Source organism: Bradyrhizobium sp. 142, assembly GCF_023074015.1.
GTDB lineage: Bacteria > Pseudomonadota > Alphaproteobacteria > Rhizobiales > Xanthobacteraceae > Bradyrhizobium.
Window position 1 is genome coordinate 1 of sequence record NZ_JADPKQ010000120.1, and the last position, 16,079, is coordinate 16,079.

Below are 16,079 nucleotides of genomic sequence, written 5' to 3' on the forward strand. Positions count from 1 at the left end.
TCTTGCGCGCGACAATCATCGCGGCAATCATCACCTCGCCGCGACACCGACTCGCCATCCTGATTGTCGCGCGCTTCCCATCCAGATTGTCGCGCTATAGGAGGCGGGGCCGCTGTCGCAATGGCTGCATTCGGGCTTGGCTCGAGACAGTCCTGCTCGAGACGCGGCATGTGAAGGCCGCATTGTCTGCAATGACGGTGAAGACTGATCGCAAGGATGCCCGCGGGATCGCCCAGTTGATCCAGATGGGATGGTTCCAGCCGGTACATGCGAAGTCGGTCGGCGCGCAGGAGATCCGGGCACTTCTGATTGCACGCAAACAGCTTCTCGGGCGACTTATCGATGTGGAATTAAGTATCCGAGGGATTTTGCGCGGCTTCGGGCTGAAGGTTGGCCCGGTAACGCGGAAGACTTTCGAAGCGCGGATCCGAGAGCTGGTTGCGGGTCAGCCTACATTGGAGTGCATTGCCGGCGCGATGCTTTCGGCGCGATCGGCCTTGAAGGCAGAGTACGGAAGGCTACACAAGGCTGTGCTGGCAATTGTGCGTGACGATGCGGTCTGTCGCCGACTGATGACAGTACCAGGCGTTGGTCCCCTGGTGGCTATTACCTACAAATCGGCGATTGATGACCCTTATCGCATCTCAAAATCGAAGGCGGCAGGCGCACTGTTCGGGCTCACGCCAAAGAAGTACCAAGCGGGAGAAAAGGACGTCACGGGCGGAATCACGCTGGCTGGCGATGAGATGGTGCGAACGGTGTTGTATGAAGCCGCCAACGTTCTGCTATCGCGCATCATGCGGTTCTCAAAACTCAAGCGCTGGGGGATGGATGTCGCCAAGCGGCGAGGCTCGAAGCGCGCAAAAGTTGCCTTGGCACGTAAGCTTGCAGTGATCCTGCATCGGATCTGGGTCGACGGCACAACTTACCGATGGGGTGAAGCGAGCCCGATCGCAGCATAGAGCACGAGGAGAAGAGCCGGAATAGCAATCGGGCTGAACAGAGCCCAGTGCCCGAAGTCCCGTCGCCGGGACGGTGGATGCGGTGAAGCCGTTACACGCCCAGTGGCCGTCGTCCGACGAACCACGCGTACCTAGATAGGCTCACCGATCCCTCTGACAGCATGATGTGGCGGCCAGGCGTCGACCACGGACAGAAGCATGAGCTCGGCGGCGTGACGTTCACTCGGGAGGCTTGACATCATCGGGCCCATTACAGAAGCGTGTACTCATCTGTGGACGCCCCGCGAGATGCAAGCGATTTTTGAAGAAGATCGGCACGTAGTCGGATGCTGCCATCTGTCCGGCCTCTGATGGTGCAGCGATGAAGCTGCGGGCCCGTATGGGAGTTCGCAGACCGGAACCAAATCATAAAGGTGTGCTCGGTAGGCACGATGAGTACACCTGGTTCTTCCGGTCTCGTCTCGCGGACTGTTGCGCCATACTCTCCTTCGACCGGCTACATCTCCGACGACCTCAGGTCCGCCAGGATCACGCCTTGGCTGCGACCGGAGCCCTGTAATTCTCCTGCTTGATAAGTAGCGCCCAGACGATCCGCGCCATCTTGTTGGCGAGCGCGACCGTCACCAGCATGCGCGGTTTGCGAGCCAGCATCTGTTCGAGTGATCCCCTTGGCGCACCGCGTTTGCTCGCCTGTTGCACGACCGCGCTGCTGCCGATGATGAGAAGGCGCCTGAGCGTGCGTTCGCCCATCTTGGATGTCGCACCGAGCCTCTGTTTGCCACCCGTCGATTTCTGAAGAGGCGTGAGACCCAACCAGGCGGCAAAGTCGCGCCCCTTGGTGAAAGTCTCGATCTATGCGGCGAAGGCGCATCACGACCACAAGACCCGGGGCGAACATTCCCTTTTGAAGATGGTCGGATCTGCGGAGCGATATACCCGATACTTTGCTGCAGCAGTGGTCGGACAGAGTTGAGTTGCTCGGCTCCGAAACCGGTGGTCGGTCAATGAATCGCGCGTCCGTCATATGACGAACGGCAACGCGCAATACGACCATGCCAGCGACTTTCTCCACACGCTACAGAGAGACTTCGGGCAGAAAATGCCGTGATCAAAACGCCGCGCCCATTGTCGCTGCAGCTGTCGTCAGACGCACAGATTTTCGGCACTATTTTTGCCGCGCTTTTGATCGACTTGAGCTTCATAAGAGACCTTCTGGTCCTCAGCCAAGCTCGACAATCCGGCGCGCTCCCCGTTAAACCACTTCACAATGCCTGTTGCCACGCAGGCGACGATCGCTTGGAGAGTGTGAAATAGTTCACAGATTGGGAAAGAAAAGCTCGCTAGCATGGAGAGCGCGGCGGGGATGTTCCGCGCCTGCTGTTGCTTGGCCGCCTGCCCATCAAGCCATCAAGCCGACGATGAATTGTTTGTTGTCTCAGACACGGAAAGGCGACGACGATGATTGACGAGTTGGCCCGGGCATATCGCAACAATATTCAACGCTATCACTTCTTATTGCAAACCACTCTGACAGAGTTCGAACGGCAGTATGTCGAAAGGCGTCTGAGCGAGGACCAATCGAAGCTGGATATGCTAACAGCTCGTGCTCAAGCGAAGCGAGACGCTCAATCGGTTACAGACCACGCAGGTTAGCCCACCCGATGGCGCGGACGGGTTTGCTGCAGAAGAACTTTTGCGAGCACCTGCGCAGCTTCAGCATTCCAACCCGAGACAACTAGCCGAAGCACGGCAAGACCGCCTAAACACTTGCGCTCGCCCTTCGCTGCAGTCCGGACGGGCACGCGAGCGGCCCAAACGATGCCGCCGGACCTGAGAGCTGGCTCACACTCGCCGAAGCCGTCGCAGGCTATTGTTCTTCATCGCTGCATTCTCCGGAGGAGACCGATGATTGCCGCACTAGCGAAGATGCTATCGCGTTCCATGGGCGCGGAGGTCGAGCAAAGACTATCCTGATGTTTTTGCGGAGCCGGTCTTTTCCTGTCGCTGATGGCCGCGACGGCCTGAACCTCGCGGCCGACCTGTTGTAAGTGATTGGCCGCCTGATGTCCGGTTTACCGCCAACAGCGGTCGAAGAGCGATGGAACTCCGAAGTCGCAGATGGGCCACGTTCGGACTCATGCGCCCGCAACAAAAGGCGCCTTCAATATCGCCCCTCGATCATCAATATCCGGGATGTATTCGGGGGATACTGATCGCTTTGTGAGAGATGATCCAATGGAGCCCATCAGTGCAGATCTTCCCAAGATACTAAACCGCATCCTTGATACGGCGGCAGATAATCTCAGGATTGCGAAGATTCTCGTTCAAATGGGGCTTGATCCCAACAACATCACCTACGACGCACTGTTCGATCGGCTGCTGGAAATTGTACTGGCCAACATCACGCTCGCCAGCATGTTTGCCTTGGTCGGCGCAATCTTCTTTGTCGCTACCTTGCTGATGCAGAGAATGGTGCCGCTGCGGGTCGCGAATATGGTCGGCTGTGCATTCTTCGCAACCTCTGGCGCGCTTTCCGGAAGCGTCGCCACCTTTCTGCTATATCTGCTGTTGCTGCCGGTCAACGCCGTTCGTCTCCGTCAACTGCTCAGGCTCGTTAAGAAGGCAAGTAACGCGACGCAAGGTGACATGTCGATGGAATGGCTCAAACCCTTCATGACCGAACGCAGATATCGTCATGGCGACCGATTATTTAGGAAGGGTGATGCGGCGGCCGAAATGTTTCTCACCGTCACCGGGAAGTTTCTCGTCAAAGAAATCGGCGTCGAGATTCCGCCAGGGCGTCTCATGGGAGAACTTGGCTTCCTTTCGCCCGATAACCGACGAACCGGAACGGTCGAGTGCATAGAAGACGGACAAGTCCTGACTATAACTTATGAAAGGTTGCTTGAAATCTACTTTCAAAGTGATCAGCAATTCGGCTACTACATCCTCCTCCTCACTAGTCGCCGTCTGCTGGAAAACAACCAGCGCCTCCAGGAAAACATCGCGCGGCTGGAAGCAACTCTCGCGCAAGAGAAAGCGGCGCGACAGACCCCAGCCGCGGATGGTGCGGCTTGAAGCTTGGCTCTTGATTCCTCCATTAGTGGTGACAGAACTGTCCCGACGCGGTGCAGGTCTCGCGAGGCAACGACGTCCGCTCGGGGTCAGAATGCGAAAAACCCCGACCAGAGCCGAATCTAGTCCGCGGCTCAATAAGCGGACCTCAACCAGACGCGCCGCTACTGCGCTGATGGGGCATGTGTGGACGGCTCCAGGTTGGCAATAAGAATCTTCACGTCGCAGCATTGGTCGGAGCAGCGATGTGTTCGGCCCTTTTGCGCGGTTCACGTGACCGCTGGCATAATGCGCTCGGCGGATCAGGTCCCGGTCAATACCTCGCACGACGATGCTGTGGCCCATGTGGGTTGTCCTGATCGCCGGATCGACCGGCACTGCATTACGTGCTGTTCGCCTTCCCAACCGTTACGTCACGCCGGGCTTTCCCGTGTGATCTCATTCACGCCGCGAGAGCGGCGGGTTCCCCGCGCTCGAGGCTCGCTGAGTTCAGGGAATCTGTCAATCAGCTGCCGTAGTAGCCAGAAGAAGTAGCGAGCGAAAACGGCAGCTCAATCGCCGACCCAGGAACGTAGTCAATCTAACCGTGGAGGATGACCTAGAAGCTGAAGCATAACGGCAACACCCGAAATGGAATTCGTCCTCAGCGCCATTGTTAATTTGCACCGCGCACGCGGGTGAGAACTAGTGGACAGAGCAGTTGATGCCTTTGGGGGTACAAGATGTTGATGCGTGCAATTGTCTCTGCCACTTTAATGTTGCCGTTGGCCTCTGCCGCACACGCGGCGGGCCAGCATGGTGTGAGGCAAAGAATGTCCTGCTCTGACGTTCGGTACTACGTTGCAAGATATTCGGTAGCGACGGCAGAAATGTATGCCCGTAGTCAGGGTGCTACCGAGGCCCAGATCAAGGCCGCGCGACGCTGCTTGAGAGACGAGCTCGGCCAGACCGCTCAAAGCGGTTGAGGCTATGCAGCTTTGTGCAGGTGAGGAACCGCGAGATCGGCGCCAAATGGGAAGGCTCTCCTTGTGATAAAGGAGAACGGGCTGTCGATTGGGGCTTTGGAACCGGAGCCGAAAGCACCGAGCAGGCCGCCTGGCTCGCCGTAAACAGGAGATGCTTGCGAGCGAGCTCGAGGCACGCGGTGGGCGAAATCGTGGAGGCCGCTGCTTCAGCTTCGGCCGAGCTGGAAGCCTCGGCAAAGACGCTGACAATCACGCCAGGTCGCTTAGGAGATGACCACCTGCTCGCTTTGCCGTGCGAGCAAGCCCCCCGAATGTACAATCCGCAGCCATCCAAGGACTATCATCATCGGTCAAGTGAGATCAGCCGGAAAGCCCCGAAGATGACCGCCGAGGCTTGTAAGCCAGTGTCTTAACATGACGCGCCAGGTCAGCTAACTCTCACGCGGCTCGGCTCGCACGGTGAAGATCGCCGCGCTCTCGATGTCACTCGCATAGGTAATCCCGGGGCAGGACGCAACGTGACGCTCTGGACAGGCCACACTTTTGCCCCGTCCAGCATCGTGGGATCGAAGCGGCTCATCAGCACGGCCAGCACTATCACCGCCTCCTGCAGAGCGAACGAGGCTCCGATGCAGGTTCGTGGTCCTATTCCGAACGGCAGATAGGCGAACCGCGGCACGGCGCTTCTGACTTCTGGCAGAAACCGAGCCGGATTGAACACGTCGGGTCGATCCCAAAGCATGGAACGGCGGTGAAGCACGTACGGTGCGACCACCACCAAGGCGCCTTGCCCGATCCGGAAGTTTCCGAGCGTGTCCGGCTGGTCGGCGGAACGACTGAGCGCGGCGATCGGCGGATACAGGCGCAGCGCTTCCTCGACCACTGCCTTCGTAACGACGAGCCGATCCGCCAAGCCATCGATCGATCCGTTCAATTCGCGTTCGGCCTCTTCCTGAACCCGCGCTCGCCATTCCGCAGATTGCGAGAGCAGGAATATCGACCATGAGAGCGCGTTGGCAGTAGTCTCATGTCCCGCCGAAAGAAACGTCAGAATATTCGAGCGGACTTCCGCCAAACTCATCGCCCGACCGGTTGCGGGATCGCTGGCTTGAAGCAAAAGTGTCAGCAGATCGTTCGCCTGCGCGGAATCGGAGCTGTTCAATCGGCGCCGCCTGGTCTCAATGATTTCATCGATCGCGCCTTCGAAGTAGCCCATTGTCCGACGTAGACGTGAACGCCCGGGGCGCGGGACCGTCGGTGGCAGCCCAAGCAAGTCGAGGATGCCGATGCGCCCGATCACGCCGAAATAGGCATTCATGGCCGCTCGGAAGTCCTCGGGATTCCCGCCTATCCCATCGGAAAATATGGTCAGGGCGAGGACGCTGAGCGTCACCAGCGTCATCTCTGCCGCCACATCGAGAACCGCGCCGTCACCGAGTTTCATCCACCGATCAGCCAGTTGCTCGGCGGCCCGTCGCACCGCGCTGGAAAAGGAATTCACGGTTCTCTTGGCAAACAGCGGTGCGAGCGTTCGGCGCTGCATCTCCCATCGCTCGCCTTCCACGCTCAGCAGACCGGCGGCAAGCCCGCTCGAAAGGATGCGGCGCTGGATCGGGTCCTTGCGGTAATTCGGAGCGTTCTCCATCAAGACACGGGTATCGCCAGCGGATCGTTGACGATAAAGCCCTAAACAGCGGAAGCCTGATTGGACGATCGGCTCGCGAAGAATTCTGCGCTCCAGCACTCGAGCGGATTCCGGCGAAGACGCCCCAACACGCCGAGGAAGCCTGGAAGCCGCTCCGGAGGCTCCGGCTTCGGAGGGATGTACGGGGGGTTACGCGCTGCAACATCGCCAATCCCGGTGCCGCGGAAGCAACCGCTTCGCGAATGCACCACACTAGAGGAATCCTCGGCTCGGAAAGAGTAGAACAGGAAAAAGCTGCAATGGTTCCGTTGGCGGAACCCAATTCTTCGGGTCGTTGTTTATTGGTCGCAGCGTCACGGTCCGGTTCGCAACTACCCCGCTTTTTTGACATCCATCAGCATCCGCGGCGATGACATGCCGGCAGAGCCCAACGCGCCACGACAATTTGGAGTGCTTCATTGTCATTCGGCCTGCTGTTTGCCCTTATCGGCGCATTCCTCAGCCGGAAACCCAAGATCAATGCGTGTCCGCACAAGATGCTCAAACGGTTTCTTCGCCTCCGCCCGTCTGCCCTGCATCAGCAGGCAAGCCGCCTGCCGCCCGCCGCACGTTGGGATGCTCCTTCGCAAATGGCGCCTGCTGAGCGGCGGTGGACACTAGCCTTGTTGCACGAGTTCGCGCTCAATGGCGGCGATGGTCTTGCGGATGCCTTCGTGAGTTACCGGCAGAAAGCCAAGCAGAGGAAAGTTGAGAAGTCTGGCGCCCACCGCATCAGCTCCGTAGAGTTCAACGAATGTCTCACGCTCGCGATCGAATGCTCGTTCGCATATTTCGCGATGCATCCGGTCGCGCAACACTGCCATCCGCCGAAGGAAATGGCGGGCAGCTACCAGATGCAGATCACGCCGAGCAACGTAATGATCCACCGCCGCCCGCGCTGAGACGTTGGAAGATAGGCGTAGTGACGCAAATCCCCCTCAACTCCCGCAAACCGCGGTCTGGCTGGTCCGAGACGCGGTCGACCTCATCAACGATGGCTGTGATCAGCTCGCTTTCGCGTGCGTGGGCAAAATTCAGCTTTCGCTGCGGCAGCTATTGAATTCCAGGAGTTCGCCATAGAGGTCGAGCTGCCGCTGTGAGGCCGCGGCGCGGGTCCATTCCTCGAACCCGCGCGAGTCGTCGACCCGGTACATGATCCTGACCTTCTCCGGTTCGCCACCGGCAGCTCTGAGACCCCACTCACGGAATGCCTTCGCTTCGTCCCGATAACCGGCATCCAGCAGCGCCCTGAGTGTAACGTCGCACGGCGCGGACGGGTTGATTGTTGACCCGGCGCGTTCAGCGGTCACGCTCTTGCATTCTCAATCGTTCGCCTGGACGGAGCTCCTTATCTCCTTCTGATCGCTGACGATCTCGAACGGGCTCTACGACTGCGGCCCTCGCAAACGAACGCCCTTCTTCAAGGTGTCGCGCAATGTGCTCCCTCGCTGCTTCGGTGATACTCTGGCGTGCGCGCTCGTCGTTCGGAAACACTCGTTCTAGTACCTTCTCGATGTTCACCATCTGCGACTGCGCTGCGACCAGATCGACATCACGCGCCGCGGTCTGACGATCGGCTGAACGAAACTTTTCTGCCGTCACCCGCCAGCGCTTACGCTGCACCTGCCGCCGCTCAACGCGGGTCTGCCGGTTGGCGGCATCAATCACCTTGATTTCCTTCGTGACCTGTTCGACGCCGTCCCTACGTACTTGAACGCGATCGCCTGGTCGTGCCTTGCTATCGGCCGTCGCCTTTTCAAGACCAACGCCCCATACCTGATGCTGCCGTCCATTCTCGAGCTCGAGAGCAACATAAGTCGAAGCCTCGGCGTCCCTGCGATTGCGATAGGGGGCTTGACCGACCTCGATCAGGCGTCCCGATATGCCTTTGTCGTAGTCGAACTTGTTCGCGCGCTCACCTGTAATCGTGGCCGAGCGGACTTCGGGCGTGTCCGAACGGGTCCGGTCCCTCATTTCTCGCCGATCGGCGAGCGTCTGCCGGTCAAGCTCGGTTGGCTGATACCCCTGAACCTCCAATCCGCGCGCGCCAGCTTCGAGCCAGGCCTCCCGCCGGAATTCCGCGGAGCCGCGAACCTGGAGAGACTCCCATTGCCGATGTTGCGCAACGCTGACCATGTCGCGGATTACCTCGGCTGCGGCCAAACGCGTGACCAGACGATCTTCGGTGACCTTGAAGGCGAGATACTCGCCGCGCTCGTCGGCGTAAAGCCGTGCTTCCCCGGCTAGCCCATTTTTTTCATACGCATTGGCCACCACGTAGTATTTGCGACGGATACGATCGGGGAGTGCATTGTCATTGACCGTCGCGGAGGATGACTTGTCGGTCGGCACTGACTTCGCTGCCGAATTCTCTCCCGACTTGTTAGGATCGCCACTCGCGCGATCCTGCCGTTCGAGGCTAAAGTCCTCGCTGTGGTCCGGCATGCCGTTCATGCTGTCGTCCGTTCTGTTTGCGGCTTGGCCGCCGCGCCGGCGGGATGGCCTGAGAGTCAATGTAATTCAGAGTCCAGGCTTTCATGTCCTCCTCGGATAGCCCTTCGAGATCCACCTCCACGTCCCCGAAATCGAAACTGGCGCCGGCGGGGATCGTGGAAGGATCGGCGACCTCCTCGTCCGTCATCGGCCGCGACCGAAATGCCGCCCGGAGCTCGGCGACCTCGGAGCGAAGCTCCTTGATCTCGGCGTCAAGCAGCGCGGTCGAGCGGCCTCTGGGCATCTCCGGCACTGGGGCCGGTAGCAGACGTCTCTGGAAACCCTCGTCTTCGTAATATACGATCTTGTCAGCGATAACCGGAGGAATTCCGGTGCCCAGGATAAATGCCATCGACTTTGGGAGAAGCTTCAGCTCTTGCGGGAGCATCAGGGCACGCCGATGTTCGGAGATCGTCTCGCTGGTCGAGCGCATCGCCAGCCCTTTCGGTCCGCTGCGGCTACGCGCCTTCACGGTGTCGTAGCCGATGCGTTCCGAGAGCTCATTTGCCACGTCCTGCTCCTTTGGGGCGAACACGACCTCGACGGCATGGTTGGTCATGAAGTTGCGTGCCGCGTCGGTCCCGTAGATCGCGCGGAGTTGCGCCGGGCTCTGAACGACGGTCAGCAGGCGGATGCCGTAACCGGCGATGAACGCGATCGATTTGGCGAGCACACTGACATTGCCCAACGCCGGAAACTCATCCAGCAACAGCAGCACCTTGCGATTGAGTTTCGAATTCTGCTCCGGCAGCTCGCGGGTATTGAGATCGACCACCTGCTGAAAAAACAGATTGAGAAGCGGCGCCATGCGGTCGAGATTATCGGGGGTCACACCGAGATAGATTGACATCGGCCGTTGCCGCAGCTGCCGCAAATCAAAGTCGTTGGCCGACGTGGCAGCATCGATGCGAGGGTTGAGCCAGAGACCGAGCCTAGCCGTCACGGTCTTGCGCACCGAGTTCATGGTGTTTTCAGAAGCCGCGAGGAAATCGTTCAGCGCGGTGATGCAGTGTCGCGATAGTGGCGAAGGGCCAGACTTGCGCGCGGCGATAATCTTCTCAAAATGTGCCTTGAGGTCGGGGGCAGCAGACAACTGGTGCAGGATCTCCCCAATCGTCAATGGCAACCCAGGCGTTTCCGCGACATAGCCGCCGATTGCCACGAAGGCCGAGCGGGCCGCCTCGAACCAGAAGGGATCGCCCCGGCTTTCGGCCGGAAACAGCATCACCGCGATGCGCTGCAGATCGTCATAGAGATCCGACGGATCGCCGCGGACGTAACCGAGAGGATTGTAGCGCGCGGTGCGACCGTTTTCCTCGAGCGGGTCGAACAAATAGACCTCTTGCCCGTGGGCTGCGCGAAACCCGGCGGAACGATCCCAGTTTTCCTTCTTCACATCCAGCACGACAACTGAATCCGGCCAATTGAGCAGGTTTGGAATGACATAGCCGACGCCCTTCCCGGCCCTGGTCGGAGCGTAGACCAGGACGTGTTCCGATCCGCCGAAGCAGATCAGCGCACCGTCCTTGCGGCCGAGTAGCACGCCTTCCTTGGATCGCAGGCCAGCGGCCTTGATCTCGCGCTCGGAAGCGAAACGAGCGCTGCCGTGAAGCGGGAGAGGACGGTGCCGGAAGATAGCCCCGAGCAGGCCAAAGACCACAACGACCCCGGCGAGGGTCGAAAGGGTCAGCCAGCGGTCGAAACGTGGGTCAGCGCCGTAACGGGGCCAGCCCGTGGCGATCTCCGACCAGTGCAGGCCGCCGTCGTGAAGCCGGAGCCCCAGCAGCAGGACGTTCGAGGCGACCAGCAGGAACAGCGCGCAGGCCGCGACCGCGACCGCGAGGCCCCGCGCGGCCCTAACTGACCTGGTCGCGTTTGCGAAGGGGGTCATAGTAGATCTCCGAAATGCGGTAGCGGCCGTCCCGCTTCTGCATCTGGATGACGACGTCGACGAGAAGCAGCAGGAGCGAGCGGATGTCGTCGCGATGCAGGTCGCGGCCTTCCGCGCTTTCCTTGACCAACAACGTCAGTTGCTCGAAGGCGAGCTGAGCGCTGTCGGCGTGAACCGTTGTGATCGATCCTGGATGGCCCGAATTCACATTCCTCAGATAGAAGAATGCGGTCCCATCGCGCAGCTCCTGCAGGAGGATGCGATCCGGCCGCATCCGCAGGCAAGACTCGAGAAGTTCGCGCGGTCCAACCTTGGCGACGCCCTGCCCGTCCTTGGCATAAAGCAGCCGTACAGAGTTTTCATGCGGGATGACAAGCTCGGCGGTGTCCTCGATGGTGATGAGCCGCTCCTGGGCCGGGATCGCCGCGATCAACGCCTTTGATAGAGTCGTCTTTCCCGAACCAGTCGCCCCGGAAATGATGATGTTGCGCCGAGTTGATACGGCAAGCTCGAGGAAATCCCGCCGGCGCCAGCGTCTTTCAGAGCCAGAAGCCGATGCTCATCGGCAGTGAGTTCGTCGTTGGCGATGCGGATTTCATCGAAAAGCTTTACCCGCTCAAAGGCATCCAGCGTCATCGTCAGAGCCGACGGCTTGCGGATTGTGAGGCTGACTGTGCCGGCGGGCACAGCCGGCGGGACGACGATCTGGCAGCGCTCCTCGCCGATCAGGGTGGTCGACACCACTGGATGCTCCGGACCGATGTCCTGGCGGGTGTGGCCGGCAGCTGCGGTCGCCAGGTGCGAAAGGTAGGCATGCGTCAAAGCTGGCGCTTCGTGCCGGGTCCAGCCGCCGGAACCTTCCACGAAAATCTCGCCGGGGCGGTTGACAACGATTTCGGTCAGGGACTTATCTGCCAGAAATGGAGCCAATGGCTCGAGATAGCGCGCCAGCACGAGCCGGCTGCCATCCCGCTCTACGGAGTGTATGGCGCTCACTTTGTCACCAGGGCCGGGGCCACGAGGCCCCCTGGGATGGTGCGGTCCATTATCTGCGTGCGGGTCTCAACCCGCCGCAATTGATAGACCGAGGAGAAATCGACGTCGCGCGCGACAAAGATATTGACCAGTTCGCCCTGGTTCTTATTCAGCGTTGGCGGAATGTTGATGGACTGCTCGACGGCGATCGCCGCGGCGCTGTTGGTGGCGCCGGTAGTGTTGTTGATCTGGATGGAGCTGTCCTGCAGCTGCTGACGTCCGATCGAGGAGGCATCATTGACAACGGACAGCAGGAGCGCCGAGCCGAAGCGTTCAAAGAAGTGGGTGTCGATGTCGCCGTCGAAGCCGGCGCGGCCTAGCGCATCAGTGGCCGGCGAGGCCAATGCCGCAATGACGCCGGTCGGTGTCTTGGCGCGGGTCCATAGCACGAACAGGCGTTTTGAACCGCGCCGAACATTGCCGCGATATTCACCGACCACTTGCGTGCCTTTTTCCATCAGCACCACGTTGCCGGAATCCGACATCACGTCGCGCACCACGACACAGGAGACGAAACCCGCCACGTCGGAGGACATCGCCGTCTCCAGCACGCACGGGATCGAGGTGCCCTGGGTGATGAGCAGATTGCGGTTGGGAAGCCGCGCTGCGCGCACGCCCTCGATCGGCGTGGGCTTCAGCCTGTCAGCAAGGTCGTTGCGCGGCTCCCCCCGGCCAAATCCATAGGGATCGGTGACGACACTTCCGGTCACGCTGTCGTGGGCCACACGTCCGGCAGAGATCGGTCGGTTATAGGCCAGCACGGGTGCGCGGCGGGCACTTTCCAGAAGCTGGTCGGAGGCGGGCGCGGGGGCGGCTGGCGTGGCTGCGACCGGAGCGGCTCCAATTGAGGCCGTGGTAACGGGCGCGGCGGGCGCTTCCGGGATAGGCTCGAACGCCGCCGCCTGGCGGATCACCAGCTTGCGCGCGGAATCGGTGACCGGCTTATCGCCCTTCCAGGTCCCCCAGATGATCAGAGCGGCAAATGCGGTGAGCGCCAGCGCGCCGAAGCCGCGTTTGAGCATTGCGGAGCGACCATTGTCCCCTCCTCCCACGGGGGTAATGCCACGGTCGCCGGCGATCGTCTGATCGTGATGTTCGGTCATGTCGCGCTCGCCTATCGTGGCCTTGGGGTGGGTAGTGATTTCTTCGCCCGCCGTTCGATCGAGGGGCTCGTGGTATTGGTGCCCGGGTTAATCCCCACCGGGTCGAACGCTTCGTTGAAGACGCAGAGCACGTCGTTGCCTTTGCGCAGCCGAAACTCTCGGGCCGTGGCGTGAACCACCACGAGCTCCCCGCGGACATCCTTGGGCACCAGGCTTTCCGAGCCGTCGGAGTTGATCAGGTAGATCGCGGGGATTTCGCGGTTGCCCGCAAAGCGGAACGTGGTCTCCTTGCCGTCGTCGAATACGGCTTCGGGCTCGAGGTCGATCGCACCTTGCGCTGAAAAACGCCAGTTGCGCGCGCCATAGGCATGATGCAGATCGAAGGTCTGCTCGATCACCGCCCCTTCCCGCTCGGCGCCGCGGGCGGCGGCTTCAGCGCGCCGGCGCTCCATCTCGTCGCCGGGATAGACGAAGCGAACGACGAAATAACTGTCCGCCAGCGTCGTCTCGGCGATGGACAACTCGAACTGATACGAGCGCTTGCGCCCGTCAGGCCGGGTGGTCACGACCTGCAGATTGGTCGGTGGATGTTTTTCCCGCGGCTTAAGGAACAGGATCGAGCCTGCCGGAGCAACCTCCCATGCGATCGCGTCGCCGATCGCAACATGGGCGACCTCCTCATCGTCGGCAAACAACACCTGCGTCGACGCCCGGATCACGCCGTTGACCCGAACCACGTTGGCCGGATCATAGGTCACTGTGCGCACGCGGGCGTCGTGTTGGCCAGGTGACGGCTGTTGCAGCGCCAGCACCGGTCCGTCGAATCCCAGGGCAAAGGTCATCAAGAGAACGAAAGATCTCATGGCACGACCTCCGGATCGGCGCGATATTCCGAGACCAGAAAGCCGAGGGGATTGATGAGACGGTCGGCGGAGGACATTGGCGCGTTGGCATAGGCGAACGTCAGGGTGGAGACCCAGTGGGTCACGCGGGTTTCCTCGCCCTTGCGGCTTTCTTTCATGAACCGCACCGAGGCGACATTATCGGCCAGCAGCGAGATCGCCTTGATCCGCACCGTGGCGACCCCGAAACGGCCTTGAACGACTTGCGGGCTTTCGGGATTGGAGCCGCGATACCAGGCCGCGAAACGGGCCTGTTCGCCCTGCCCCGAGAGCAGCGAAATCGTGCGGAAGTTGGTTTCGGCTTCCGGATAGCTGTAGCCTTCGCGCGCGCGAACGTAGCGTCCAAGAAAATACTTGGTGACGGCTTCGTCATAGCGCGCCGGCGTCGAGGTGAGGGCGGAGACGGTGTCCACAATGCCGGTCGAATTATCGACCCGGATGACGAACGGTTCGACCGTCTTCATCGGCGCAAGCGCTGCGACAGCACTAAGCGAGGCGACCGCCAATACGCCAGCAACCGCGGCAATCACCCATGCGGTTCGCCGCGAACGATGGGCCGATAGCAGCAGATCCTGCTCCCACCGCCGCGCATTGTCGAAATACGCCTTCAAGTCATCGTGACCGACCATCTCACGCCTCCTTGCCGCAGGCGCGGTAAGAGGCTGCGATGGTGGCCTGGTGCCCTGATGCAGCGAGTTGCGTGGAGGGCGCTGCCGGGCCGGTCTCGCCTTTGCGGACGATCGGCGCTGGCCCGGATGGCGGAGGTGACGGCTCCGGGGTCGCCACCGGCGTACCCGTCTCCCAATCCCACAGCGAACGATTGAGCGGCCGGCGAGCTAGCCCGTCACATGACGGCGGTGCCTTTGACCAGATCGCGCAGCCGCCCAGCTGCCACGCGATCACGCAGATGATGAATAGTCGACGCCACATCGTTCTGGTGCCCCCTGTCTGTCTTTGTCGCCTGATTCCGACGATGACCGCCTACGCCGCTGTGCTCCCCGGCGATCGGGTGCGCTGCATGCTGCCGCCCTGGCGGCTGGCTCTTATGGCGGCGAGACCGCGGCTGGCTGACCAGCGGGCTCCGGCATAAGCGCCGCCGGCTGCGGCCGTCGCGTTGGCAATCATTGGGCTCGTGACCATCCGGCTTGCGAGCGAAGCGCCACCCCCGGCGAGACCGCCCGCGATGATCGGCAGTTGAAGCGCGATGTATCCGGACAGACCAAGCACCGCACTGATGGCGACCGCGGCCACCACCATCTCTCCGGCCGTGCCTGCGTTTGCCGCGAACCTGTCGATGAAGCCGCTGACGGTGGTCAACATCAGCCCGACCAGCGCCACCACCAGCACCAGCAGGATCACGAAATTCGCGACCTGCCGAAGCCAGGCCTCCGTAAAAGGCCGCGTGGCCTCAAATAATCCAAGTGCAATGAAGAGCGGTCCAAGCGCGATCACGACGCCCAGACCAACCTTGGCATAGAGCAAGATGGCAAATTGCAAGAAGGAGCCAACGGCGACAAAGATCAGGAGAATGGCGGCAATCAGTGCCGGAGCCACGTCGGTTATTCCTGCTTGATCGTAGATCTTATTGGCGACGTCAATTCCCTTGGACAGAAGCTGATCGAAGGGAGCTCCTGAACTCGTGTTCAGCCCGGAGCCCGCTAACGCGTTACCGATCTCCCTCGGCAAGGAATCAAAGAAAATGCCCGTGACGTACTGCTGGAACGCGCCTGAATTGGTCGCGAGCATAACCACGACAACAATCCGCATCGCCCGCCAGGCAAACTCCATGACTGGCTCGGAGATTGCGCCCCTCATAACTGCAAAGCCGTAGAGAATGACATAGAGCATCACGGCCGTGCGGAGCGGACCATCAATGTAGGAGGCAAGATTCGATACCGAGGTCGACACGAATGTCGTGATCGGCTGCTCGAACTCCTTCAAGAAGCTGTCAAAGACGTTTATGGCCATC

General features: G+C 60.7%; 11 protein-coding genes and 3 pseudogenes. 3 read left to right on the top strand and 11 right to left on the bottom strand.

The genetic code is table 11. The features are described 5' to 3' along the window. Positions 1 to 88: 88 nt before the first annotated feature. Positions 89 to 962, top strand: a pseudogene (locus IVA82_RS12115) (IS110 family transposase); the annotation flags it as partial. 528 nt (positions 963 to 1,490) lie between these two features. On the opposite strand, the pseudogene IVA82_RS12120 reads toward IVA82_RS12115, so the two are convergent. Together IVA82_RS12120 and IVA82_RS12125 are read right to left on the bottom strand one after the other, a co-directional pair. Continuing rightward, positions 1,491 to 1,811 (bottom strand): annotated as a pseudogene (locus IVA82_RS12120) (transposase); the annotation flags it as partial. A 294-nt stretch (positions 1,812 to 2,105) separates the two neighbouring features. Continuing rightward, positions 2,106 to 2,309 carry a cold shock domain-containing protein gene (locus IVA82_RS12125; protein ID WP_247386361.1) on the bottom strand — a complete coding sequence of 68 codons (204 nt, stop codon included), beginning with the start codon at positions 2,307 to 2,309 and terminating at the stop codon, positions 2,106 to 2,108. An 888-nt stretch (positions 2,310 to 3,197) separates the two neighbouring features. On the opposite strand from IVA82_RS12125, the gene IVA82_RS12130 reads away from it, so the two are divergent. After that, the gene (locus IVA82_RS12130; RefSeq protein ID WP_247386363.1) at positions 3,198 to 4,040 is read left to right on the top strand and encodes a cyclic nucleotide-binding domain-containing protein; all 843 of its coding nucleotides are present in this window, start codon (positions 3,198 to 3,200) and stop codon (positions 4,038 to 4,040) included. A 1,389-nt stretch (positions 4,041 to 5,429) separates the two neighbouring features. Here IVA82_RS12130 and IVA82_RS12140 read toward each other — a convergent pair. After that, on the bottom strand, positions 5,430 to 6,746 hold the full coding sequence (locus IVA82_RS12140; protein WP_247386365.1) for a cytochrome P450: 1,317 nt from the start codon (positions 6,744 to 6,746) through the stop codon (positions 5,430 to 5,432). Positions 6,747 to 7,105: 359 nt separating this feature from the next. On the opposite strand from IVA82_RS12140, the gene IVA82_RS12145 reads away from it, so the two are divergent. Next, positions 7,106 to 7,588 carry a hypothetical protein gene (locus IVA82_RS12145; RefSeq protein ID WP_247386367.1) on the top strand — a complete coding sequence of 161 codons (483 nt, stop codon included), beginning with the start codon at positions 7,106 to 7,108 and terminating at the stop codon, positions 7,586 to 7,588. Positions 7,589 to 7,720: 132 nt separating this feature from the next. Here the strand turns inward: IVA82_RS12145 and IVA82_RS12150 are convergent, their stop codons facing one another. The 8 genes and pseudogenes from IVA82_RS12150 to IVA82_RS12185 form a co-directional block, all read right to left on the bottom strand. Next, positions 7,721 to 7,996, bottom strand: coding sequence for a hypothetical protein (locus IVA82_RS12150; protein ID WP_247386368.1), 276 nt, complete (start codon positions 7,994 to 7,996; stop codon positions 7,721 to 7,723). Further along, positions 7,986 to 9,140 carry an LPD7 domain-containing protein gene (locus tag IVA82_RS12155; protein ID WP_247386370.1) on the bottom strand — a complete coding sequence of 385 codons (1,155 nt, stop codon included), beginning with the start codon at positions 9,138 to 9,140 and terminating at the stop codon, positions 7,986 to 7,988. The genes IVA82_RS12150 and IVA82_RS12155 overlap by 11 nt, the downstream gene beginning before the upstream one ends. After that, positions 9,106 to 11,070, bottom strand: a complete 1,965-nt coding sequence (locus IVA82_RS12160) for a type IV secretory system conjugative DNA transfer family protein (protein WP_247386372.1) — start codon at positions 11,068 to 11,070, stop codon at positions 9,106 to 9,108. Before IVA82_RS12160 ends, IVA82_RS12155 begins: the two co-directional genes overlap by 35 nt. After that, a pseudogene (gene virB11, locus IVA82_RS12165) lies at positions 11,036 to 12,066 on the bottom strand (P-type DNA transfer ATPase VirB11). Before virB11 ends, IVA82_RS12160 begins: the two are co-directional and overlap by 35 nt. Continuing rightward, the gene (virB10, locus tag IVA82_RS12170; RefSeq protein ID WP_247386374.1) at positions 12,063 to 13,208 is read right to left on the bottom strand and encodes a type IV secretion system protein VirB10; all 1,146 of its coding nucleotides are present in this window, start codon (positions 13,206 to 13,208) and stop codon (positions 12,063 to 12,065) included. Before virB10 ends, virB11 begins: the two are co-directional and overlap by 4 nt. Before the next feature lie 11 nt (positions 13,209 to 13,219). Further along, on the bottom strand, positions 13,220 to 14,071 hold the full coding sequence (virB9, locus tag IVA82_RS12175) for a P-type conjugative transfer protein VirB9 (RefSeq protein ID WP_247386376.1): 852 nt from the start codon (positions 14,069 to 14,071) through the stop codon (positions 13,220 to 13,222). Next, complete coding sequence (locus IVA82_RS12180; protein WP_247386378.1) at positions 14,068 to 14,739, bottom strand: virB8 family protein; 672 nt, start codon at positions 14,737 to 14,739, stop codon at positions 14,068 to 14,070. The genes virB9 and IVA82_RS12180 overlap by 4 nt, the downstream gene beginning before the upstream one ends. A 352-nt stretch (positions 14,740 to 15,091) precedes the next feature. After that, complete coding sequence (locus tag IVA82_RS12185; protein ID WP_247386380.1) at positions 15,092 to 16,051, bottom strand: type IV secretion system protein; 960 nt, start codon at positions 16,049 to 16,051, stop codon at positions 15,092 to 15,094. Between the last annotated feature and the right edge of the window lie 28 nt (positions 16,052 to 16,079).